At 59.2% G+C, this 23,236-nt stretch carries 23 protein-coding genes; 3 read left to right on the top strand and 20 right to left on the bottom strand.

Translation table 11 applies throughout. The annotated features are described in order from the left end of the window. On the top strand, nt 1-613 hold a 613-nt coding region (nth, locus tag VJR29_10680), incomplete at its 5' end, for an endonuclease III (GenBank protein HKY63875.1). On the opposite strand, the gene VJR29_10685 is transcribed toward nth, so the two are convergent. The 20 genes from VJR29_10685 to VJR29_10780 all read right to left on the bottom strand — a co-directional run bounded on the left by VJR29_10685 (nt 552) and on the right by VJR29_10780 (nt 19,991). After that, nucleotides 552-3,206, bottom strand: a complete 2,655-nt coding sequence (locus tag VJR29_10685; protein ID HKY63876.1) for a hypothetical protein — start codon at nt 3,204-3,206, stop codon at nt 552-554. The genes nth and VJR29_10685 overlap by 62 nt on opposite strands. Before the next feature lie 157 nt (nt 3,207-3,363). Continuing rightward, nucleotides 3,364-3,762, bottom strand: coding sequence for an ATP synthase F1 subunit epsilon (gene atpC / locus VJR29_10690; protein HKY63877.1), 399 nt, complete (start codon nt 3,760-3,762; stop codon nt 3,364-3,366). A gap of 2 nt (nt 3,763-3,764) precedes the next feature. Beyond that, on the bottom strand, nt 3,765-5,183 hold the full coding sequence (gene atpD, locus VJR29_10695) for a F0F1 ATP synthase subunit beta (protein HKY63878.1): 1,419 nt from the start codon (nt 5,181-5,183) through the stop codon (nt 3,765-3,767). A 31-nt stretch (nt 5,184-5,214) separates the two neighbouring features. Continuing rightward, nucleotides 5,215-6,084 carry an ATP synthase F1 subunit gamma gene (gene atpG / locus VJR29_10700; GenBank protein ID HKY63879.1) on the bottom strand — a complete coding sequence of 290 codons (870 nt, stop codon included), beginning with the start codon at nt 6,082-6,084 and terminating at the stop codon, nt 5,215-5,217. Between the two features lie 138 nt (nt 6,085-6,222). Beyond that, a complete protein-coding gene (atpA, locus tag VJR29_10705) occupies nt 6,223-7,731 on the bottom strand; it encodes a F0F1 ATP synthase subunit alpha (GenBank protein HKY63880.1) in 1,509 nt (502 codons plus the stop codon). An 18-nt stretch (nt 7,732-7,749) separates the two neighbouring features. Further along, nucleotides 7,750-8,298, bottom strand: coding sequence for an ATP synthase F1 subunit delta (atpH, locus tag VJR29_10710; GenBank protein ID HKY63881.1), 549 nt, complete (start codon nt 8,296-8,298; stop codon nt 7,750-7,752). Next, nucleotides 8,295-8,873 carry an ATP synthase F0 subunit B gene (locus VJR29_10715; GenBank protein HKY63882.1) on the bottom strand — a complete coding sequence of 193 codons (579 nt, stop codon included), beginning with the start codon at nt 8,871-8,873 and terminating at the stop codon, nt 8,295-8,297. Before VJR29_10715 ends, atpH begins: the two co-directional genes overlap by 4 nt. Then, a complete protein-coding gene (locus VJR29_10720) occupies nt 8,873-9,310 on the bottom strand; it encodes an ATP synthase F0 subunit B (GenBank protein ID HKY63883.1) in 438 nt (145 codons plus the stop codon). The genes VJR29_10715 and VJR29_10720 overlap by 1 nt, the downstream gene beginning before the upstream one ends. 311 nt (nt 9,311-9,621) lie before the next feature. Next, on the bottom strand, nt 9,622-10,023 hold the full coding sequence (locus VJR29_10725) for a polymer-forming cytoskeletal protein (protein ID HKY63884.1): 402 nt from the start codon (nt 10,021-10,023) through the stop codon (nt 9,622-9,624). 25 nt (nt 10,024-10,048) lie between these two features. After that, complete coding sequence (locus tag VJR29_10730) at nt 10,049-10,930, bottom strand: ParB/RepB/Spo0J family partition protein (GenBank protein HKY63885.1); 882 nt, start codon at nt 10,928-10,930, stop codon at nt 10,049-10,051. 12 nt (nt 10,931-10,942) lie between these two features. Beyond that, nucleotides 10,943-11,761 (bottom strand): AAA family ATPase, encoded by an 819-nt coding sequence (locus VJR29_10735; GenBank protein HKY63886.1) that lies wholly within the window; start codon nt 11,759-11,761, stop codon nt 10,943-10,945. 83 nt (nt 11,762-11,844) lie between these two features. Beyond that, a complete protein-coding gene (locus tag VJR29_10740) occupies nt 11,845-12,486 on the bottom strand; it encodes an RsmG family class I SAM-dependent methyltransferase (protein ID HKY63887.1) in 642 nt (213 codons plus the stop codon). Beyond that, nucleotides 12,483-14,381, bottom strand: coding sequence for a tRNA uridine-5-carboxymethylaminomethyl(34) synthesis enzyme MnmG (mnmG, locus tag VJR29_10745; protein ID HKY63888.1), 1,899 nt, complete (start codon nt 14,379-14,381; stop codon nt 12,483-12,485). Before mnmG ends, VJR29_10740 begins: the two co-directional genes overlap by 4 nt. Nucleotides 14,382-14,549: 168 nt before the next feature. Next, on the bottom strand, nt 14,550-15,413 hold the full coding sequence (locus VJR29_10750; GenBank protein ID HKY63889.1) for a L,D-transpeptidase: 864 nt from the start codon (nt 15,411-15,413) through the stop codon (nt 14,550-14,552). Nucleotides 15,414-15,493: 80 nt separating this feature from the next. Then, nucleotides 15,494-16,888, bottom strand: coding sequence for a tRNA uridine-5-carboxymethylaminomethyl(34) synthesis GTPase MnmE (mnmE, locus tag VJR29_10755; GenBank protein HKY63890.1), 1,395 nt, complete (start codon nt 16,886-16,888; stop codon nt 15,494-15,496). Between the two features lie 412 nt (nt 16,889-17,300). After that, nucleotides 17,301-18,932, bottom strand: a complete 1,632-nt coding sequence (gene yidC / locus VJR29_10760; protein ID HKY63891.1) for a membrane protein insertase YidC — start codon at nt 18,930-18,932, stop codon at nt 17,301-17,303. A gap of 5 nt (nt 18,933-18,937) precedes the next feature. Further along, the gene (yidD, locus tag VJR29_10765; GenBank protein ID HKY63892.1) at nt 18,938-19,156 is read right to left on the bottom strand and encodes a membrane protein insertion efficiency factor YidD; all 219 of its coding nucleotides are present in this window, start codon (nt 19,154-19,156) and stop codon (nt 18,938-18,940) included. A 66-nt stretch (nt 19,157-19,222) separates the two neighbouring features. Then, complete coding sequence (rnpA, locus tag VJR29_10770; GenBank protein HKY63893.1) at nt 19,223-19,564, bottom strand: ribonuclease P protein component; 342 nt, start codon at nt 19,562-19,564, stop codon at nt 19,223-19,225. After that, nucleotides 19,561-19,710: a 50S ribosomal protein L34 gene (rpmH, locus tag VJR29_10775; protein HKY63894.1), complete on the bottom strand. Its 150-nt coding sequence runs from the start codon at nt 19,708-19,710 to the stop codon at nt 19,561-19,563. The genes rnpA and rpmH overlap by 4 nt, the downstream gene beginning before the upstream one ends. A gap of 101 nt (nt 19,711-19,811) precedes the next feature. Continuing rightward, nucleotides 19,812-19,991 (bottom strand): hypothetical protein, encoded by a 180-nt coding sequence (locus VJR29_10780; GenBank protein HKY63895.1) that lies wholly within the window; start codon nt 19,989-19,991, stop codon nt 19,812-19,814. Between the two features lie 316 nt (nt 19,992-20,307). Here VJR29_10780 and dnaA point away from each other — a divergent pair, with 316 nt between their 5' ends. Both dnaA and dnaN read left to right on the top strand, forming a co-directional pair. Next, entirely contained in the window at nt 20,308-21,660 is a 1,353-nt protein-coding gene (dnaA, locus tag VJR29_10785) for a chromosomal replication initiator protein DnaA (protein HKY63896.1), read from the top strand. Between the two features lie 472 nt (nt 21,661-22,132). After that, nucleotides 22,133-23,236: a DNA polymerase III subunit beta gene (gene dnaN / locus VJR29_10790; GenBank protein ID HKY63897.1), complete on the top strand. Its 1,104-nt coding sequence runs from the start codon at nt 22,133-22,135 to the stop codon at nt 23,234-23,236.

Below are 23,236 nucleotides of genomic sequence, written 5' to 3' on the forward strand. Positions count from 1 at the left end.
CCCTTTCGAGCTGCTGATCGCGACGATTCTTTCCGCCCAATGCACCGACAAGCGAGTCAACCTCGTCACCCCCGCCCTCTTCGCGGTCGCCGATTCACCCGAGAAAATTCTCAAATTGGGTGAAAAAGGACTCACTTCTTATATAAAAACCTGCGGTTTGTACAAAGCTAAGGCCAAAAATATTTTGCAAGCTTGTCAAATCTTGGTCGAGAAGCACGGCGGAAAAGTGCCCGAGGATTTCGCAGCCTTGACTCAATTGCCGGGGGTGGGACGTAAGACGGCCAATGTCGTCGTCTCCAATGCCTTCGCCGTCCCGGCCATTGCGGTCGACACCCATGTCTTCCGAGTCACTCGCCGTTTGGGCTTGGCCACCGGAAAAAATCCGCATCAAGTGGAGTTGGAATTACAAAAAGCCATCCCGCGTCCGGAATGGAGCGAGGCCCATCACCTCTTCATCGCCCACGGCCGCGGGCTCTGCGCTGCCCGGAATCCACATTGCGAGGTTTGTCCCCTCACCCGGCTTTGCCTTTACTACGCCGAAATCCGGTCGCCTAAAACCCGAACTCCAGCTTCGCCGACCCAGCGGCGCCCAAAGCCAAAAAAACATCCTTGAATCGGTTGGCGAGGCTGACCCCCCGAATCTCACCCTCGACCTCGAGCTCGGCAATCTTGGCTGGAGCGGCCGGGTTACTGAGATTGAAGACGCCAAGGGTCCGAGCATGAGTGGGCACGAAGAGATAAAGGTCATCGTCGGTCAGGGCCGGCCGTGGAGCTCGAACCCCTTCGACGCTGTTAATGGAGGATAGGCCCGGCAAATTGCCATACTCCTGCATCTGATAGTTGGCCGTTACCCCGAAGGTCTTGAGTAGGACCTGCCGAGTAGACCGGTTCACGAAGAGAGCCAATAAGAAGTCCCCGCGCTGACCCAAGATCACGCGGTCGGCGATCCAGTCCTCGGTGCCGAGACTGACCCGGGCGACCGGCGCTTTTTTTTCCAAGTCCACCGCCACCACTCCATGAGTGCCGGCAGCCACGAAAGCGGCCTTGCCGTCGGGACTCAAGACCACATCGCGGGCATCGGGGAGTGGAATCACCGTCAGCTTCTGAGCCAAGTCTTGGCCGAGGAAGGCCTTCGGAGCTTGAGCCGTCTCCTTATCCAAGATGGCCAAACCGGCATTGCCGGCATTTCCCGAAACCCGACTCAAGGCCGTGACGATCCGAAGCCCGGTCTCGCCGCTGTGGCCTCCAATCCCCGCCGCCCGAATCAAACCTTGGGGACTCCGGTTCCCATAGATCGCCGCCGACAGATCGGGGCCCTCGCCGCTCTTGCTCGGGTCGATCAGGCCCAAGAGACCCTCGGCATTTTTTTGCGAGGCGCTGTTGTCCTCGGCCAGATAGAGGAGCAGGCCTTGGGAGCCCCCGGTCCGAAAATCGGCATGGGCCGGAAAGCTTCCCGCCGGAGCGTTCCAAGTCTTCGCGATCTTGAATTCGGCCGGGTCGATTTCGGTCAAGGCCCCACCGCTTCGGGTACCCTCATCGCCGACCCAAACTCGAGTGCCGTCGGGTCGCGACTTGACCCAAGCCGCGCTCACGATGCTCGGAAAATTTTTCAGACTCGAGACGGCGAAGGCGGCTTCGCCCTCCGGTTTGAAGCTCAAAATCCGGAGTTGGTTGCCGTCGGAAATGGCTGCCACCGACTGGTCGCCGACCCTTCCGGTGCTCAGCTCGCTTCCCAACATGAGACCTTGCGCTGCTTCGCCCTTTAATGGGATTTCTCGTTTTTGTCTCAAATCGAGCATCCTCAAGCTCAAATTGCCTTCGTCTCCGGCGATCAAGAGGGCTTTGGCGGCTTCCGGTATGACCAGCGTCCGGCTAATAGGAATTTGGTCTCCCAAACTGAGACGCTGCTCGGCTCCCAGCCGACCCCCCGGAAGCACCTCAAAAATTCGCACGCCATAGTCTTTTCGCCCTTGGCTCGTGCGGTCCTTGCCGATGGCGACTAGCAAATAATCCTTCCCATCGACCGCATAAGTGACCAAGCCGGTCACCGATCCTCCCGAAGGAAGAGAGGCCACCAGGTTCCCGGTCGAGTAGTCGATGAGGTGGATTTGCTCTTCCTCGGCGACGTAGATCGTCCTTTGAGCCACCGCCAGGTAGAGGGGGTTTTTCAAAAAATTGCCGAGGCTGGTCTTGAGCCGGGGGCGGTCCGCTTCGGCCAGACTCCAAAGCTCGATGCCCCTTTCGAGCAGGGCAAAGACATAGGGGACCCCTTCGAACTCGAAGGGGAAGAGCCGGCGGACGGTCCGGCCCAATTGAGGGAACTCGACCTTCTTGACGCCTTGGGTCGGGTCGGCTTGGAAGACGGCCCAGTTACCCTCGGGGGCCTGAACATAGATGGCGCCCTTGCCCTGGGCATCGAGCCTCGCCAAAAACTGGGTCACCATCCGGCCGGCATCGAAGGAGCTGAGCGGGGTGAAATCGGGGTTAAAAATCTCCACCCGGTCGCCGCGAGCCGCGACCCACTTATCCCCCATCCTCTTGACCCCGACCCATGCCCCGCCGACCTGCTGCTTGGCTTGGAGCCGAGCCGGGAAGGCGCTGATCTTGAGGTCGCCGCCGGCGTTATTCCGGCCATCGCTGGCTTGAAGGTGGAGGCTCCATTCGGCCGGCGCTTCCAAATTGCCGATGGTGACTCGAGGCCGCAAGTCGCTGATTTTGTCGATGCGGATCTTGTCGGCCGGACCCGAGACCAGGGTCCAAAGAAATTTATTTCCGGCGGCAGCCGTCCCGTTCCACTGCACTTGGTTCAAAACCAGGGTCGTGCCTTCGGCGGTCTTGATCGGAGCCCCGACGTTGAGCAGCCCGCCAGCGGGCAGGCTTTCGGCCGGCAGGCTCTCGGCCTGGGGAATGCCAACCCCTGGGAGCGGAGTCGCCAAGGGCCTTTGCGGCAAGGGGCTGGATAGGGGGGAGGATGGGCTCGGGGTCGCTTGGGGCTGGGGACTGGGCTTGGCCGTTGGGCTGGGCGCCGGTTTCGGGCTGGATGGAGGCGGCGTGGGCGCTGCTGCTTCGGGAAGAGCGGTTTCCACCGGCGTCGGCTTGGGCTTGGGGCTTTTCTTTTTCTTCTTCCCGCAGGCGCCGAAACCCAGGCTGAAGATCAGGAGCAGCGCGAGACAGGTCGAAACTCTTCGAAGACCATGCGGTTTCACGATAGATCCTCACTTTCGTCGGGGAGGATTTTTTAAACTTTCGGAAAGTGCTTGGACAGGAAAATCGACAAGATATCCCCCGTAGGGGCAGGCCTCGCGCCTGCCCGGGGCGAGCAGATCGCGATCTCCGCAGATTGGGCACCCGCAAGGGGTGCCCCTACAATCCTTCCGACGCCGCCTGAACTCGGACCTGCTCCTTGAGCCGGTGGCTCTGGAGCTTGGTGTAGTCTTCGGCCTCGACCGGGCCCTGGCCCAAAGCTTTCTCGAGCTTCTCCAGCTCCTGCTTGGCTTGGGGCAAGTCGATCTCTTCAGCCTTTTCGACGTAGTCGGCCATGACCAAGACCTTTTCTTCAAAGGCCTCGAGGAATCCGCCCTGGACCACGAAGGCATGGCGCTTTCCACCCTTGCGGTAGAAAAGCCGGCCGGTTTCCAGCGGCGTCACGTAGTGGGCGTGCCCCGGTAGGATGCCGAACTCGCCCTTGGGGCCGACGGCATAGAGCTCTTCGGCCTCGTCGCTCACGATGTGCTGGTAAGGGGTGACGATTTCGATCTTCATCGTTAAGCCGCCAGTTTCTGGGCCTTGGCCAGCGCCTCTTCGATGGTGCCGACCAGGTAAAAGGCCTGCTCCGGAACATCGTCATGCTTGCCCGAGAGAATTTCTTGGAAACCGCGGAGGGTGTCCTTGAGCTCGACGTACTTGCCTTCGAGGCCGGTGAACTGGGCGGCGACGAAGAAGGGCTGGGACAGGAAGCGCTGGACCTTGCGGGCCCGGGCCACGACCAGCTTGTCCTCTTCGGAGAGCTCGTCCATGCCGAGGATGGCGATGATGTCCTGGAGGTCTTTGTAACGCTGCAAGAGCTGCTGGGTGGCGCGGGCCGTCTGGTAATGATCGGCGCCGATGACCTGGGGATCGAGGATCCGCGAGGTCGAATCGAGCGGATCGACGGCCGGGTAGATGCCCAGCTCGGCGATCTGCCGGGAAAGAACGGTGGTCGCGTCCAAGTGGGCGAAGGTGGTGGCCGGCGCGGGATCGGTCAAGTCGTCGGCCGGAACGTAGATCGCTTGGACCGAGGTGATCGAACCCTTGTTGGTCGAGGTGATCCGCTCCTGGAGCTCGCCCAAGTCGGTGGCCAGAGTCGGCTGATAGCCGACTGCCGAGGGAATGCGGCCGAGCAGAGCCGAGACTTCGGCGCCGGCCTGGGTGAAACGGAAGATGTTGTCGATGAAGAGGAGCACGTCCTGGTTCTCCTCGTCGCGGAAGTACTCGGCGACGGTAAGGGCCGAAAGCGCGACTCGGGCCCGGGCGCCTGGCGGCTCGTTCATCTGACCGTAGACCAGGCAGGTCTTATTGATAACGCCCGACTCTTTCATTTCATGCCAGAGGTCGTTGCCTTCGCGGGTCCGCTCGCCGACGCCGCCGAAAACCGAGTAACCGCCGTGCTTCAAGGCGACGTTGTTGATCAGCTCCATGATGAGGACGGTCTTGCCGACGCCGGCGCCGCCGAAGAGGCCGATCTTGCCGCCCTTGGAGTAAGGCGCCAGCAGGTCGATGACCTTGATGCCGGTCTCGAACATCTCGACCTTGGTCGACTGATCGACGAAGACCGGAGCCGGCCGGTGAATCGGATAGCTTTTGTCGGCCTTGACCGGGCCGCCCTCGTCGACCGGCGCGCCGACGACGTTGAGGATCCGGCCCAAGGTGGCCGGGCCGACCGGCATGTTGATCGGCTTGCCGGTGTTCTTGACCTCTTGACCCCGGACCAGGCCGTCGGTGGAGTCCATCGCGATGCAGCGCACGGTCTTTTCACCCAAGTGCTGGGCGACCTCGACGACCAGGTTATCGGCTTGGTCGTTGATCGCCGGATTGGTGACCAGCAAAGCGGTGTAGATCTCGGGCAGCTCACCGGAGGGGAATTGGACGTCGATGACCGGTCCGATGATTTGGACGACTTTACCGTTGTTGACTTTCTCTGCCATGGGGGACTCCTTAGCTATTCCTATTCAAAACCTATTTCAGCGCCTCGGCGCCGTTGACGATGTCCATCAGCTCGGTGGTGATGGCGGCCTGACGGGCCCGGTTGTATTGCAGGGTCAGGCTGAGAATCATTTCCTTCGCGTTCTTGGTCGCGTTTTCCATCGCGCTCATCCTAGCGCCCAATTCGCTGGCCCGCGACTCCAAAACCGCGATGTAGAAGAGGGTCGCGACGTAGCGCGGAAGCGCCCGGGAGAGGATGGCTTCTTGGCTGCCCTCCCAGACAATGGGCGGGCCGGCCGGGACTTCGGCCTCATCGGCGGCGATTTCCAGCGGAAAGATCTTTTTGATGGTGGCTTCCTGCGAGATCGCGCTCTTGAAGTGGTTGAAAGCCAGGAAAAAGGTGTCGAAATCGCCGGCCAGGAAGCGGTCGACGTAGGTCTTGGCCAGCTCCTCGGCGTGGGCGAAGCTGAAATCCTCCTCGAAGGTGTTCAGCGTTTCCTTGGTGGCGATATTCTTGGCCCGGTAGTAGTCCCGGCCCTTTCGCCCCATGGTCGAGATGTTGAATTCCTCGAAGGCCTTGCCTTCGTGGCGACTGAAATGCTCGACCTTGCGCAGCAAGTTGCCGTTGAACCCGCCGCAGAGCCCGCGGTCGCTGGTCATGACCAGGATGTCGGCCTTCTTGGGATTTTCCGCCGCCTTGAACAAAGGGTGGTTCCAGGCCTCGGCTTGAGCCAGCCAGCGCTTGATCGCCGACTCCAGCATTTGCAAATGAGGCCGGGCCTGGTTGAGGGCCGATTGGGCGCGCCGCAGCTTGGCCGCCGCGACCATCTTCATGGCCTTGGTGATCTTCTGCGTGTTCTTGGTTGTCGTGATCCGTTTCCGGATCGTTTTTAAGGTCGCCATTTTTCGTCTTCCCACTCCCCCCTTTGAAAAAGGGGGGCAGGGGGGATTTAAATCGCTGGTTTTGTCTTCCTTGCCTGGGTGCTTCGCAAAATCCGTTAAATCCCCCCAAGACCCCCCTTTTTCAAAGGGGGGTTTCTATTACCCTTGGAACGAGTTCTTCATTTCCTCGAGGGCCTGCTTGAGCTTGGCCGTCAGGTCGTCGTCGAGCTTCTTCTTGCTCTGAATGTCCTTCAGGATGTTGGGGTACTTCGACTCGACGAAGAGCTGGAACTCCTCGAAGAACTTCCGGACCTTGTTGACCGGGATCTCGTCGACGAAGCCGTTGATCGCGGCGTAGATCTCGATGATCTGCTTCTCGACCGGCATCGGGACGTATTGGCCCTGCTTGAGAACCTCGACCAAGCGCTCGCCGCGGGCCAATTGGCGCTGGGTGGCCTTGTCCAGGTCGCTGCCGAACTGGGCGAAGGCCGCGAGCTCGCGGTACTGGGCCAATTCGAGGCGAAGGGTGCCGGCGACCTGCTTCATGGCCTTGATCTGGGCATTGCCGCCGACGCGCGAAACCGAGATACCGACGTTCACCGCCGGCCGAACGCCCGAATAAAAGAGATCGCTCTCGAGGAAGATCTGACCGTCGGTAATCGAGATGACGTTGGTCGGAATGTAGGCCGAGACGTCGCCGGCCTGGGTTTCGATGATCGGCAAGGCGGTCAAGGATCCGCTGCCGCGGTCTTCGCTGAGCTTGGCCGCGCGCTCCAGCAGGCGGCTGTGCAGATAGAAGACGTCGCCGGGGAAGGCTTCGCGGCCCGGCGGGCGGCGGAGCAGGAGGCTGAGCTGGCGATAGGCCACGGCATGCTTGGAGAGATCGTCATAGACGATCAGGGCGTGCTGGCCGTTGTCGCGGAAATACTCGCCGATGGTGACGCCGCTGTAGGGCGCCAAGAATTGGAGCGGCGCCGGATCGGAGGCGTTGGCGGCGACAATGATGGTGTAGTCCATGGCGCCGTGCTGCTTGAGCTTCTCCACGACCTGGGCGACGGTCGATTGCTTTTGGCCGATCGCGACGTAGATGCAGAAGACGCCCTTGCCCTTCTGGTTGATGATGGTGTCGAGGGCGACGGCGGTCTTGCCGGTTTGACGGTCGCCGATGATCAGCTCGCGTTGGCCGCGGCCGATCGGGATCATGGCGTCGATGGCCTTGATGCCGGTCTGGAGCGGCTCATGGACCGATTGGCGGGCGATGATGCCGGGGGCCTTGATCTCGATCTGGCGCCGGGTCTCGGAGCGGATCGGGCCCAAGCCGTCGACCGGCTGGGCCAGGGCGTTGACGACCCGGCCCAGGAGGGCCTCGCCGACCGGCACTTCGGCGATGCGGCCGGTGCGCTTGACGGTGTCGCCTTCGCGGATCTCGGCGTCATGGCCCATGATGGCCACGCCGACGTTGTCCTCTTCGAGGTTGAGAGCCAGGCCGAAGATATTGTGGGGAAACTCGAGGAGCTCGCCGGCCATGACCCGGGAGAGGCCATAAACCCGGGCAATACCGTCGCCGATCGAGAGCACGGTGCCCACTTCGTCCATTTCGACCACCCGGTCGTAGTCCTGGATCTGTTGGCGGATGATGTCGGAGATTTCTTCAGGTCGAATTTGCATTTTAGCCTTCCTTTAAAATTATGCCACGGCCTCGGCGCTCAAGGATTCCTTCCAGCGCTCCAGCTCGCCCTTGAGCGAGGCATCGAAAACCCGGTCTTGGACCCGGACCACCAGGCCGCCCAAGACTTGGGGGTCGACCTTGGTCTCGAGGATGACCTGCTGCTTCAGGGTCTTTTCCAAAATCGATTGGAGCTTGGCCTCGTTTTCGGCCAGCGGCGCGGCGCTGATCACCTGGACCCGGACCCGCCCTTCCAGCTCGTCGGCCATGTCGCGGTAGATCAGCGCGAGCAGCGGAATTTCCGAGACCCGCTCGTTATCGATCAAAATGTGAATTAAATTTCTCAAATTAGAGCTAACTCCGAGCTTGGCGAGGAGGGCATCGCCAATGGCCTTCTTTTTCGAAGGCGGCACCACCGGCGAGCTCAAGGTGGTGGAAAGCGCGGAGTTCTGACGGAAGGTCGCGGCCAGGCCCTGGAGCTCGCGGTCGAAATCGGCGACCTTGCCCTGCTCTTGGGCGACTTGGAGCAAGGCGGAAGCATAGCGTTTGGCGGCCGATCCCTGTTTCATCCCAGCTTCTCCATCTTTTCCAAATATTGGCCGACGAGGCGGCCCTGGTCTTCGGGGGTCAAGTTTTGCCGGATCAGATCCTCGGCCAGCTGGCCGGCGAGGCCGACGGCCTCACGCTTCAGATCTTCCTTGGCCTTGCGCAGCTCCTGCTGGAGCATGCGCTCGCTGTTAGTTCGGAGGGTCTGGGCCTGCTGCTCGGCGGTTTCCAGCAGGCGCTTCCGCTCGAGCTCGCCGTCCTGTTTCAGGCTGACGATCAAGCCCTGCATCTCCTGCTCAATCGACTTCAGTCGCTGCTCATATTCGCTGTATTTCTTGGCGGCCTCGTTCTTGAGCTGCTTGGCCTCGTCGATATGGCTCCGGATCAGGGTCGACCGGGAGGCGAAGAACTCCTTCACCGGCTTGCGCAGGAAGTAGAAGAGCACACTAATCAAAATGGCGAAATTGATCGCGTGGTAAACGACGGCCATACCGGGGCCATGGTGCTCGCCGCCTTCGGCCGCTTCGCTGGCCGCGAGAAGGAGGCTGGGCAAAAGGCTCATCGCGAGAGCCGCAAGGCTGGTCCAAGCTCGGCGCATCAGGAAGCCACCTTTCGGCCCAGCAGCTTTTCGGCCATGTCCTTGGAAAGATCCCGGGAGAGTTTGCGCAGGACCAATTGGGCTTCTTTCGACTCGCGGCTGATTTCGGAGCGGGCCTTTTCGACCTTGGCTTCGACCTCTTGTTGGACTCGGGCGGCGAGTTGGGCCGCTTCGGTCTCGCCTTCTTTTTTGAACTTTTCCTTGAGAGCCACGCCCTCGTTTCGGGCTTCCTGCATCTTCTGGCGATGGGTCTCAATCATTCCTTGAGTCTTCTCGTCCAGGGCTCGAGCCTCTTTTTGGGCGCCGGTGGTGAGCGCCTTGCGCCGCTCGATGATCCGCATGACAGGCTTAAATACCAAGAAATTCAAGGAGATAAAGGTGAATAGAAAGATGCCCATCTGCACGAACAGAGTTGAATTGGGCATTAGATCAATCATAGTCCGACCTAGGTTCCATCGCGTTAATGAATGGATATTGATGAAGAAAATGCTCTCGCCGCACAAAAACGCATGCGCAGGTAACATGGTGGGGGAAAGCTTGTCAAGGCATGTCATGCACCGTGTCGAAGCCGGCCGGCTCATAAGACAAGACTATGAAATCAATCAATTTTTTTTCGAGAAGCCCCCCTTTGAAAAAGGGGGGTTGGGGGGATTTAAAAATCGCCGCAAAAATCGAGCGGTTCTTTTGCTAAGAAGCACCGCAAAATCCCCCTTTCCCCTTGGCGAGCCGGGGGAAAGCGAGGGCGGGCTTAAGTGGCCTGATTGGAGGAGAGCTCGAAGACCCGGCTTTTGACCTCGCGGCCCATGCTGCAATTGCCCTCGAAAACCGCGCCTTCGCTGACCACCAGGCCGGGCGAGACGATGTCGCCCTTGACCACCGCCGGCGGGTGCATCTCAATCCGGTTTTTGGCCAGGATGTTTCCGGTGACGTTGCCTTGGATGATGATGGTGTCGATCTCGATGCGGGCATCGACCTCGGCGCCCTCGCCGATCAAGAGAATTCCCTCGGAAAAAATTTCGCCGCGGAATTTCCCGTTGATCTGAACCTTGCCCTCGAAGGTCAGCTTGCCTTCGAACTCGGCGCCCTTGTCTAAAACCGTTTCGACGTCTTCCGACACCAGCTTCAATGCGCGGTCCTTGTCTCCAAACATAAAGTCTCCTTTCCACCCATACCGTTTAGCCAATGATGGCGTTGAATATTCGGTCTAAATCCTCGGGGCTGTAGTAGTCGATCACGACCTTGCCTTTTTCACCGCGGGCCTTGATTTTGACCTTGGTCCCCAAAATTTTCGTCATCTCCTGCTCGATGAAGTTGAGCTGCGGATCGTTGAGCTTGGTCTGGACCCGGCGCTCCACTTTCACACCGGCTTTCACCTCTTGGGCCAGACGCTCCACTTCCCGAACGGAAAGCCCCTCCGTGATGATCCTTTTTTTTACCTTGAGCTTAAGCTCGTCATCCTCGATCGCGAGCAAGGCCCGGGCCTGGCCCATCGAAAGGCGATTTTCGATGATGTCGCCACGAATTTCCTCGGGCAGGGTCAGAAGCCGGAGCGCATTGGTGACGCTGCTTCGCTCTTTGCCGACGCGGCGGGCGATCTCCTCCTGAGTCAAGCGGTAGCGGTCGCCGAGCTCCTTGAAAGCCAGCGCTTCTTCGATCGGATTGAGATCCTCGCGCTGGAGATTTTCGATCAAGGCCAGCTCGAGGACTTGCTCGGGCGCGGCGCTGGAGATGACGACTGGAACTTTTTCCAAGCCGGCCAGCTTGGCCGCCCGCAGCCGGCGTTCGCCGGCGATGAGCTCGAATTTGCCGCCTTCCATCTTGCGCACGATCAGCGGCTGGATCACACCCTGGGCCTTGATCGAGGCCGCCAACTCCTCCAGCGCTTGCTTGGAAAAAATCTTCCGAGGCTGACCCCGCGAAGGCAGGATGTCCTCCACCGGACAGGGGAAATAAGCCTCGTTGGCGGCCGCGGGCGCGGGGGCCGGAGCGGCGGCGCCTTGAATCAAAGAGGCCAGGCCTTTTCCCAGCGCTCGATTTCCGGTGGTGGTCTGCTGCATAGCGGGCTCTCCTTAGTGGCTGGCTTCCAGGCTTTCGCCTCCGACCTCTTCAATTTGCTCTCTATTCTGTACTTTCTTGCCGATCAATAACTCACTGGTCAGCTCGAGATAGGATTTCGCGCCTTTAGAATGTACATCGTAGAGGATGATGGATTTGCCGTGGCTGGGACTTTCGCTCAACTTCACATTGCGCGGCACCACGGTGTCATAAACTTTCTCGCCAAAGAAATTTCTGACTTCGCCCGAAACCTGGCGAGCCAAGTTGTTCCGGGCGTCGAACATGGTCAGGATGATACCTTCGATGCTCAACTTGGGATTTAAATGCTCTTGGACGAGCTGAATCGTCTTCACCAGCTCGCTCAAACCTTCCATCGCATAGTACTCGCACTGCACCGGAACCATGACTCCGTCGGAAGCGGTCAAGGCATTGATCGTCAGTAAGTTGAGGGAGGGCGGGCAGTCGATCAAAACATAATCGTACTCGTCGCGGACACCCTCGATGCCATTGGCCAAGCGGTTTTCCCGGGCGAAGGCGGAAACCAACTCCAGCTCGGCGCCGACCAGCTGGGTGTTGGAGGGGGCTAGGTCCAAGTAAGAGAGTTGAGTCGGCTGCAGCACGCTCTTTAACGGAATGCGATGCACGAGCACGTCGTAGATGCTTTGATTCAATTCGTGCTTGGCGAGGCCCAAGCCGCTGGTGGCATTGCCCTGGGGGTCCAGGTCGATTAAGAGGGTTCGGCGCTCGGCCGCGGCGAGGCAAGAGGCCATGTTCACGGCGCTCGTCGTTTTGCCAACTCCACCTTTCTGATTCGCAAAGGCCAAAACCTTCATGAAAAAACCTCCGTGGCAGGCGAGCTATAGCGGTTTCGGTCCAATCCTGGCAATTAAAAACATTAAGGCAATGTAATGTATGGCTATCCTCGGCGGTCCAACCGAGTTAAAAGCCCCTTTTCCCCTTGGTATTTCGGGTAATGAAGGCTTTGTGCCCTTATCTTATAGGTAGGTGATAATTTCAAGTACTCTTGATGAAGTTTCTCATTGCTGAAGATCCACCAAGTTTCCCATGGCAGAGACGTCGTGGCGGCCAGCTGCAAAAGCTCCTGGGGTGGCCAAGTTCCACGTGAAACGAGCGAGTAGTCAGCGGGAAGCTGATTGGGCTGGAGCTCCTGGAAGGGTCGATGCAGGACGGAGACATTGGCGAGCTTCAATTCTCCAACCACTCGATGTAGGAAGGCCGAGCGCTTTTTGAGGACTTCCACCAGGATCATTTTTCGAGTCGGGTCCAAGATAGACCAGACGAGACCGGGCAGCCCTGCTCCCGATCCCAAATCCAAATAGCCCGAGGTTGCGGGCAAGGCCTGATAAGCCAATGCGCAATCCAAAACTTGATTTTGCAAAAAGACACTGAGGTCTTTGGCCCCCGTCAGATTGATACTGGGGTTCCAAGTCATCGTGAGGCTTCCGTACCTCAAAAGAGCCTTCCATGTTTCACGTGGAACATTGGGGAGGGCTTTCTCCAGGAGAATTCTGGCCCCACTCGGAAATTCGGAGCTCATCCGGGAAGAGACTCCGCAGCCCGGAATTTTTTGAGGTGCATAGCTAGAAGGGTAATGGCAGCCGGTGTGATGCCAGAAATTCGGGAGGCTTGTTCCAGCGAGTGGGGGCGAATTCGGCTGAGCTTCTCCACGACTTCTCGGGAGAGGCCGGGAATGCCCTCATAACGGAAGTTTTCGGGCAGCTGAAGGCCCTGCAGGCGCTCACTGCGGCGAATCTCCTCCTGCTGGCGGCTGATATAGCCTTCATACTTAATCTGGATCTCGACTTGCTCGCAAACTTCCTGGCTAAACACTCCCTTCTCCAGGTTCAACCAGGGCTCCAAAGCTCCAAGATGGATTTCAGCTCGGCGCAGAAGCTCGGCCAAGGTGGTGGGCTGCTCAATCATGGGAGTTCCCAAGGCCGTCAATTTGGCTTTGGTAGGCTCATTGGGGAGAAGGCGCTGCTGGAGTCGTTCTTTCAGGCTTTGAATCGAGCTCCGCTTCGCCACAAAGTCGCGGTACTCTTCATCCCCAACCAAGCCAAGGTGGCGGCCGTAATCGCGAAGTCGCAAGTCGGCATTGTCTTCCCGGAGCAGCAGCCGGTACTCGGCTCGGGAGGTGAACATCCGATAAGGTTCGCCGGCGGTTCCTTGAGTGACTAAATCGTCGATCATGACCCCGATATAAGCTTCGGAGCGCTTGAGAACAAAGGGGGCTTCGCCCCGGAGTTTCAAAACCGCGTTGATCCCAGCCATCAGGCCTTGACCCGCCGCCTCCTCATAGCCGGAGGTACCGTTGATTTGGCCAGCGTGAAAGAGGTGGCCGACCTTTTTCGTCTCCAGCCAAGGCTTTAATTGGGTCGGAGGGACATAGTCGTATTCAATGGCATAGCCTGGGCGCATCATCTCGGCCCTCTCCAGGCCCGGGATGGTCTTCAGAAAAGCCAGCTGGATGTCGATGGGCAGGGAGGTGGAAAGGCCGTTGACGTAAACTTCACGGGTTTCGAGCCCCTCCGGCTCCAAGAATAATTGATGCCGTTCCTTGTCGGGAAACTTCATCACCTTGTCTTCGATCGAGGGACAATAACGGGGGCCCACCCCTTGGATGCGGCCGGAATACATCGGGCTGCGATGAATTCCCTGCTTAATGACGCGGTGCGTTGATTCGTTGGTATAGGTGAGGTGGCAGAGCACTTGAGGCAGCTCGATTCGATTGTTTGAAAAGCTGAACTTGCGCGGCGGATCGTCGCCCGGCTGAGGCTCGAGGCTCGAGTAGTCGATGCTCCGGCCATCGAGCCGCGGACAGGTGCCGGTCTTGAGGCGTCCCACTTCGAAGCCCAGCTCGGTCAAACTCCCGCTGAGCTGCAGCGCCGGCAGATCGCCGGCCCGGCCGGCGCCGAAATTGTTTTCGCCCATGTGAATGAGGCCATTCAAAAAAGTGCCGGTGGTTAGGACCACGGTGCGAGCCGGGAAAAAAATACCCAGCGAGGAAAGGACGCCGGTCACTTGGCCGGCTTCCATTCCCAGCGAGTCGGCAAAAGCCTGCTTGATTTCCAGGTTGGGAGTGTTCTCCAGGACCCATTTCATCCTCTTCTTATAGAGGAGCTTATCGGCCTGAGCTCGGCTGGCTCGGACCGCCGGACCCTTGCGGGTGTTCAGAACCCGAAACTGGATGCCGGTGGCGTCGATGTTCTTCCCCATCTCCCCACCTAAGGCGTCGATTTCCTTAACAATATGACCTTTGGCGACACCGCCCACCGCCGGATTGCAGCTCATGTGGGCGATATTGTCGAGGTTGGAGGTCAACAGGAGGGTCTTGGCCCCCATCCGGGCCGCGGCCAGGGCGGCCTCGCAGCCGGCGTGGCCGGCCCCCACCACCAAAACGTCGTATCGCTGGTCATATGTCATCATGTACAAAAACTCCCTAGGATGAACCCGCCCCCTCTAACTCTTTTGCCGAAAGGAGTCAAAAGCGGCCGAGCTCGGGGCGCTTTCCGGGCCGGGTCGATGCGGGAGCGGCATCGCCAACGCGTCAAAAAATTTGGGGCCTCAATTTGGAGAAAAAATGACGCGCCAGCAAACCATCTACTGGAGCGGTTTTGCCGCCTCCTTCAGCAAGGGCGGAGGCAAAGGGGTGGCGGTGGCTTTTGAATCCGCGTCATCGCGACCCCAATCGGCGAGCTCGGTCAAGCTGGCTTCGACGCTGCCCTTGCGGCGCAACTTCCGCAGTTTGGCCAGCAGCTTGGAATTGATCGCGACGTCGGGCCGCTGGGTCAAAAGCGCGGCCAGCTCTTCCTGCAACCCGCCGCGCCAGTAGCGGTCGGGATGGATCAAGACCTTATCGCCTTCCAGCTCGACCTGACGGTATTGGATCGAAACCGGGACTTCGGCGAAGAGGGTGATCCAAAAACTGCTGCGGCGGTTCTTCTTATACTTTTCGAAGAGCTCGGGGTCGCGCTTGTCGGAATAGGCCATTTGAATCCGCCAGGCCAGGGCCCGGACGTCGTCGGCCTTCATCCGCAGGCAAGCATGCGAGGCCGCCCGCCCGATGCTGGAAGGCGAATTGGTGCCGTGGATCAGGATCCCGTCTTGCATCAGCAGCTTGACCGGACCCAAGGGATTGCCCGGTCCCGGTGGGGTTTTCTCGGCCTCGGCCGCCCATTCGCTGTCGGGCGGAATCCACCAGGGATTCCAAACGATGTGAGTGATCGAATAATCCCGGTCGGGTGTGGGATATTTCGGCATCCCGATCGCCACCGGATAGCTGATTTCCTTCTTTCCGTTGGAATAAAGATCGAGCCGGGCCGCCGGTAAATTGATTTGAATCGAAAGCAGCTCGGCCGGGGTGGGCCGGCTTTCCGGCGCCAAATCGCTAAGGTCGCTGGGGAGGCTTTCAGCGGCCGGCTTGGGCAATTCCTCGCTCGAGGAAAATACCGGCCAATTCGTCATCCCCAACACCAACAACAATACCCGAAGCCCTTTTCTCATGGTCGCTCGCTTTGCCCCAAACCGTCCCGGTCCATACTCATTCATTTGCCGATGCAAAAGCGAGAAAATATCTCGCCTAAAATATCCTCCGAAGAAACCCTTCCCAGCAAGGCCTCCATGGCTCCGAGGGCCTGCCGGAGGTCGGCAGCCAAACACTCCCAGGCCAGGCCGGAAGCCAGAGCCGCCCGGGCTTGGGCCAAGGCTTCAAGGGCCTGAACCAAAGCCGCCTGATGGCGGGCATTGTTGAGGTAGGCGTGCTCCCGCTCGCTCCAAGCTTTTAGTCCGGCGCTTTGGACGATGGCCGCTTTCAGCTCCTCGATCCCCCGGCCATCCTGGGCCGAAACCGGTAGCAGCGGCCAGCCCTCGCTGCCCGGCGGCTTGTCCCAGAGCGGCAGACAGCGACCGGCTTTTTCGAGGTCCATTTTATTGGCGACCACGAGGATTCGGCCTTTCAGGCTTCGGCCTAAGTCCCAATCCTCCTCTCGAAGCGGCTCCGAGGCATCGAGCAGCCAGAGAACCAGGTCGGCCTTTTCCGCGGTGAGACGGGAGCGGCGGATGCCTTCGCGCTCGACTTCCTCCTCGCCGCTTCGAATGCCGGCGGTGTCGAAGAGCTGGAAGGCCAGGCCACCCCAATGGGCCGAGGCCTCAATGACATCCCGGGTGGTCCCGGGGCTATCGTGGACGATGGCTCGCTCCTCCCGAAGCAGGCGATTGAGCAGGCTGGATTTGCCGACATTGGGCCGACCGACCAGGGCGACCTTGATCCCCTCGCGGAGCAGACGGCCGACTTGAAACTTTTCGAGCCAAACCTGGAGCTCCGATTCCAGGGCCGCCAGCTCGGCGTCGGTCTGCGGCGGCTGGGCGAGCTCGAGATCCTCCTCCGGGAAGTCGATGGCGGCCTCAATCCGGGCCACCGCGGTCAGAAGACGCTCCCGCATCGCTTCGACTTCGGCCGAGATCCGGCCCTGCAGCTGGGATCGGGCATTGCGCAGGGCGGCTTCGCTCTGAGCATGGATCAAATCGGCCACGGCTTCAGCCTGGAGCAGGTCCATTTTGCCGTTGAGAAAGGCCCGGCGACTGAATTCCCCGGCCTCGGCCGCCCGGGCTCCGAGCTTCAGCAAAATCTCCAAGGCTCGGTGCAGGAGCCAAGGGCCGCCGTGGAGCTGAAACTCCACCACTTCCTCGCCGGTGAAGGAGTGGGGGGCTCGCATCCAAACCGCCAGGCCGGAGTCGAGGGGCTGCTGGGTTTGGGGGTCGAGGAACTGGCCGGGGTGAAGGCGATGGGTCTCGAAATCGGAGAAGGGCCGGCGGCTTTGCCAAACTTGGGCGGCTAGGATGGGGGCCTTGGTACCGCTGAGGCGCAGGATGCCGATGCCGCCTTCACCCGGCGGGGTGGCCAGGGCTACGATCGTCTCGTTGGAATAGTCGCTGGTCATGCGTTTCGGTCTTGGGCCTTGGATCTCGGGGCTCGGGACTTGGGTCTCGAAAGGGGCTTGGGTGGCGGGAGCAGGGCCTGTCCGGTCTGCACCCCCACCGTCCTCGCTCCGCTGCGGGCGGCGGGGGGCCCCCGACCGGCCACCCGCTCCCGAAGGAGCCTCGGCCACAGACTTTTGCTACCATTTTAGTGAGCAATCAATAGGTGAATGAGAGGAATGAGAGATGAGTCCTGTCTGCCTTGGCCGCATCTGGACCCGAACGGGTGGCGCGGCGGCGGGGGACCCCGCCCGCGCGGAGCGACAGCGAGCACGGACGGGGGTGCCGACGTGACAGGACCCGTTCGGGGCCAGCTACCCAAGCCACTTAAAGCACTAAGTTTGGATCGAACGCGGTCTGCTCGAGTACTAACGCCTAGCTAGTGCTCCGCCGTCCCTTTAAGAGCCCCCAGATCGAGATGTCCTTCTGGTGCATGTACTGCTGGACGACGGTGAGGAGGGTGTTGACGAAGATGTAGAGGACCAGCCCCAAGGGCAGGAAGATCATGAAGAGCGAAAACATGATCGGCATGAACATCATGATCTTGGCCTGGGCCGGGTCGATCGTGGTCGGCGTCATCTTCTGCTGCAGCACCATGAAGACCCCGAGCAAGACCGGCATGATGTAGTAAGGATCGGGCGCCGAGAGGTCATGATAGAAGCCGAAGAAGGGGGCGTGATAGAGCTCGGTCGCGTTGTAGAGGACCTTATACAAGGCGATGTAGATCGGCATTTGTATCAACATGGGCAAACATCCGCCCATCGGGTTTACTTTATGGCGGCGGAAGAGTTCCATGCTCTCCACATTGAGCTTTTCCCGGTCGTCCTTGTATTTCTCCCGGAGCTTCTGCAGGGCCGGCTGCAGGTTCTGCATGGCCTTCATCGAAGCCATCGACTTCTTGGTCAGCGGGTGAAGCAGGAGCTTGATCAGGATGGTCAGGGCGATGATGGCCAAGCCCCAATTGTGCAAGAAAGCATTAAAAAGCTGGAGGAGCTTGAGAATGGGCAGGGCCACCCAGCCGAACCAGCCGTAATCCACCGCTTCTTCCAAATGGGCCTCGCCGAATTTGGCCAGCAGGGAGGGATCCTTGGGCCCAAGGTAAAGGGTGAATTGGTAGTCCCGGCTCTGGCCCGAGGCCAGGGTTTCGACCGGGTACTGTAATTGGGCGAAGATCCGGCTCCCCTCCTTGCCATAGACGACTCGGTTTTGCGGCGAGAGGGTGCGGGCCAAGAGCAAACTTAAGAAATACCGGTCCTCGATGCCGCTCCAGGAAATATCGCCCACCGCCTCTTGATGGGCGCTCAACTTTTCGACCTCGGGATGACGAGTGACCTTGGTGCCCATCCGATAGAGGGGGAACTTCAGGTTCGGCGCTTCCTTGAAGATGAGGAAGCCGCGGGGCGCCGCCGTGTTTTGTTCCACTTCCAAGCGAAGGGCCGGGCTGATCGGGACCGGCTGGCCGCCTTGGTTCTGGGCCTGAAGATTGACCTGGAGACTGTAATCCGTCGGGCCCCATTCCACCTTTTGTTGCCAGCTGACCTCACCCCGTTTCCCGGCAAAGAGGACTGGGGTGGCGGCACCCGACTTCAGCTCCAAGGGAATGGCGGCATTTCCCTGACCCGGAAAGAGCAAGAGCTTTAAGGGTGGCTGGCCGCCGCTCCCGCCTTGGAGAAGGTTGATATTGGGCCCCTTCTCGTTGGGCTGGATGAAATATTTCTTCAGCAGCCATTCCACCGGCAGCCCGCTGAGCGAGCTCAAGTTGCCGCGGACCAAAGCATTTTCCATCACGCTGCTCGCCTCGGGCGGCGGCGGCTCGGCACCAGCCTCGGGGACCCCAGCCAGGGGAGCAGGGGCGGCTGGGCTCGTCGGGGCGGCTGGGGCCGGTGTCGCCACGGCCGGCGCCGGCTGAGAAACCGGAGGGGGCGGCACCGGCTTATGAATGAAACCGTAATAGACGAGAAAAACCAAACTGCTCAAGGCGACGGCAAGAAGGGTGCGTTTATCCATGGGACCTAGCGGCGCGGCGGGACCGGATCATAGCCTCCCGGATGGAAGGGTTGGCAACGGAGCAGCCGCGACACGATGAGGTGCAGGGCCCGGGCGGTGGGATGGGTCTCGAGGCATTGAATCGCGTAGACCGAGCAGCTCGGGTGAAAGCGACAGGCCGGCGGCAGCCAGGGAGAGATCCCGCGCTTATAGGCGCGCACCATAAAAATTAAGAGTTTTTTCAATGGCTTCCTTCGGGGGAAGCCCAGGGGCTCCCCATTAGCTGGAATGTCTTCCTTAAGGAAGGGAATTTATTTGCCCATCCGGGCCCAGCATTCCCGCAGGCACCGGGCCAAAACCACCCCTTCGGCATTCAGGGCCGGGGCCAGGTAATAGACCAAAATATCACGGGCGGAAAGACGGGCGGCGGCCCGGCGAAAACTCTCCCGGGCGATCCGTTTGAGCCGGTTGCGGTCAACCACCCGGCGGAAGGTTTTCTTGGGCGCGACGATCCCGAGCCGGGGTGACTTGCTTGGGTTGTGGCGATGTCGAATGAAGAAAAAGGGAGTGGAAATTTTTTCACCGGCCGAAATCAAATCGCGAAAAATTTTTTCATCGCGAAGACGAGCGGCACGGGAAAATTTTTCGCTCATTTTTTGTACGCAGTTTTCGCCAAACGCTTGCGGCCCTTGGCGCGGCGGCGTTTCAGCACATTCTGTCCGGCGGTGGTCTCACTGCGTTTGCGAAAACCGTGTTTGCGTTTCGCCTTGGTTTTACTGGGTTGGAACGTCCTTTTCATCGCGATGACCTCGTCATTGTTGGCTGGCGAACAGATTGAAAGCCGAGCGGTGAAAAACATTTTTGCCATCGTTAGTCAACGGCAAAAAAAATTCGTTTCGATCACGGTGGTTTATCATTTTCGACAAAAAAGCTCTTGCCAAAAAAGGTGTGGAAAACTAAAAACCGCTCTTCTTCTTCGACAAAAAAATTTTCCGAAACGGAAATTTTTGGTCGCCGAAGAAACAGCAGGCTCTTTGGAAATTTTTTCGCCGCCGATCTTTCGCAGCCGGTTTTTCTCAAGTTAAAAACCTTTTCTCATTTTGGATCCCGACGCACCCGAAAGTGATGGCCGTTGGGAGGGGGAGAATGGATTTTCGAGGACGAAATGACAAAAGCTTTTTAACCCCCCGTGTTCGACGGATCCGTCCCGCACGATTCTTTCCGGCAAGCACCTTTGTATGACGGCGAAAAAATGCCCCCAGGCTTGGCTTAGGGGGTTTTGACGCGCTGTGTAAGGCTTGGGGCATCGGGCCCCAAATTTATCGCTAACTTTTTGGAATCACTGGTTTTCCCTGTTTTCCACAATGGTGGATAAACTTGTGGATATATCGCCGACATGAATGATACCGTCCAAAAAGTCATCGCCTCCCTTCAAACCAAGATCAGCGGACTCAACTATAACAACTGGATCAAGCCGGCCACCTTTCGGCTGGGCGATGAGCGGCGCCTGCTGATCGAGGTGCCCAACAAGTTCATCCGCGACTGGATTACCGAGAATTACCTCCATTTGATCAAATACGAGCTCTTCAAGATCACCGGCGAGGAGCATGAGATCAGCTTCAATATCGTCGAGGAGAGTCCTGCCGAAGATCCGGTGGTCGAGCCCCCGCCGGTGGAAGCCGAGACCAAGCCGGCCGGGCCCGGCGGCAAGAAGGCTCCCGAAAGCCTCAACCCCAAATACGCTTTCGATACCTTCGTGGTCGGCTCCTCCAACCAATTCGCCCATGCCGCTTCCAAGGCCGTCGCCAACCTGCCGGCCTTGGCTTACAATCCGCTCTTCATCTATGGCGGAGTCGGCTTGGGCAAGACCCACCTCCTCAATGCGGTCGGGCTCGAGATTTTGCGGACCCAGAAGGCCCTCCGGGTCCTTTACGTCCATGCCGAGCACTTCACCAACGAGCTGATCAACAGCATCCGCTACGAGAAGATGTTCGAGTTCCGCAAGAAATACCGCGAATCCTGCGACTTGCTCCTGATCGACGACATCCAATTCATCGCCGGCAAGGAACGGACCCAGGAGGAATTCTTCCATACCTTCAATTTTCTCTATGAATCGCGGCGCCAGATCGTGGTCACCTCCGACCGCTTTCCCAAGGACATTCCCCAACTCGAGGAGCGCCTGCGCTCCCGTTTCGAATGGGGCCTGATCGCCGACATTCAGGCTCCCGACACCGAGACCCGGGTCGCCATCCTGCGGAAGAAGGCCGAAGAGGACAAAATCGGCCTCCCCGACGACGTGGCGATGTTCTTGGCCAGCCACATCCGGAACAATGTTCGGGAATTGGAAGGTTCCTTGATCCGGCTCAGCGCCTTCGCCTCTCTTTCCGGCAATGAAATCACCCTGGAAATGGCCAAGGAGGTCCTTAAAAACCTCATCCCCGACCGCTCCCGGGCCATGACCATCGAATCGATCCAAAAATTGGTGGCCGACCACTACAACGTGAAGATCAGCGACCTCAAGTCGCCGCGCCGCCTCAAGGTCCTGACCGTGCCTCGCCAGATCGCCATGTACCTTTGCCGGAAGCACGTCAAATCGAGCTTCCCCGAGCTCGGTCTCAAGTTCGGCGGCAAGGACCATTCAACCGTCGTCCACGCCGTCCAGAAGATCGAAAAGCTACTTCAGCAAGACCTGGCCCTCCGCGGCGAGATCCAATCGCTGGAGAAGATCCTGCAAATTCAAATCGGATAATTGGTTTCGTCGCCAGCTTGGTGGGTAGGAGATCCTTCGCTTCGCTCAGGATGACCTTTGCATAAAATGTTACGGAACCTTACTTCGGGAGCGGGTGGCTCGCTGACGGGGGACCCCGCCGCCCGCAGCTTGCGAGGACGGTGGGGGTGGCAGCGACGGGGCTAAAGCCCCTTGCTACGGGAGCGCCGATGTGATTTGGAAGACGCATTCCACAAAGCATCCCCAAGCTTTCCCCAGGGGATAAAAACCACGAAGGAATTGTGGAGCGATTGTGGAGTTTTATTTTTCCACCGATTCGAAATCGAGGCCGTGAGATTCCCACAGCGCTCGCGAGCGAAATTCGCTTTCCAGATCCGAGAGCTGGCGATTTATCCCCGAATCCACAACCTCTATTAGTGATTCTATATTTATAATTAAGGGTAAGAATTAGAGAGATTGGCTGTGGAATTGAAAAAGAGAAAGGGCAGGTAAGATGGAAATCAAGATCTCGAGAGAAGAACTCAAGCAAGGCCTCTACTGGACCCAAAACGTCGTCGAAAAGAAGACGACCAAGCCCATCCTTTCCAATGCCTTGATCGAGGCCTCGGGCGAGCGGCTCAAGCTCAGCGCCACCGACCTCGAAGTCGGCATCTCGGTCGAGGTTCCCGCTCAAGTGAAGAGCGGCGGCCAAGTGGCGGTGCCGGCCAAGAGCCTCTACGACATCGTGCGCGAGATCACCGCTGAGCAGATCAGCATCAAGCGCCGCGACGACCATTGGCTCGAGATTTCGGCCGGCAGCTCCAAGTTCAAGGTGGTGGGGCTCTCGCCCCAGGAATTTCCCTCGATGCCCGAGATGGGCAAAAAGAACGTCCTCACCCTCGACGCGCCGGCGTTGCGGGCCATGATTGAAAAGACCCTTTTCTCGGTTTCGACCGACGAAACCAAGTACAATTTAAACGGGGTTTTTCTCGAATCGGCCGGCGACAAGAAGCTGCGGATGGTCGCGACCGATGGTCATCGCCTGAGCTGGGCCGAGCGCCCGATGACCCAGAGCTTCCAATTGGCCAAGGGAGTCTTGTTGCCGCGCAAGGGCGTCCTCGAGCTCCAGAAATTGATCCAAGAGGAAGACGGCATCCTGCCCTTGGCCATCGAGGGTCGCAACGTGATGCTGCAGCGCGGCCCGATCACACTTTTCATCCGCTTGATCGAAGGCGATTTCCCGGATTACCGCCAAGTCATCCCGGCTAAGAACGACCAAAGCGCGATCCTGCCCAAGGCCCAACTGGTCGGCGCTCTCCGCCGAGTCTCCTTGCTCAGCCAGGAGCATAACCGCGGGGTGAAGCTCACTTTCAATAGCGGCCAGCTCGAGCTGCTCTGCAGCAATCCCGACTTGGGCGAGGCTCGGGAAGAGGTCGAATGCCAATACAAGGGCAAGCACTTCGAGGTCGGTTTCAATTACCGTTATTTCCTCGACGTCCTGAGCGTGCTCGAGGACGAAACCGTCAAGCTCGAGCTCAAGGACGAGGTCAGCCCTTGCCTGATCCGCTCCGAGGTCGACAAGGGCTTCTTGAGCCTGATCATGCCGATGCGGCTTTAA

Source organism: bacterium, assembly GCA_035281585.1.
In the GTDB taxonomy this organism is placed as follows: Bacteria; UBA10199; UBA10199; order DSSB01; family DSSB01; genus DATEDP01.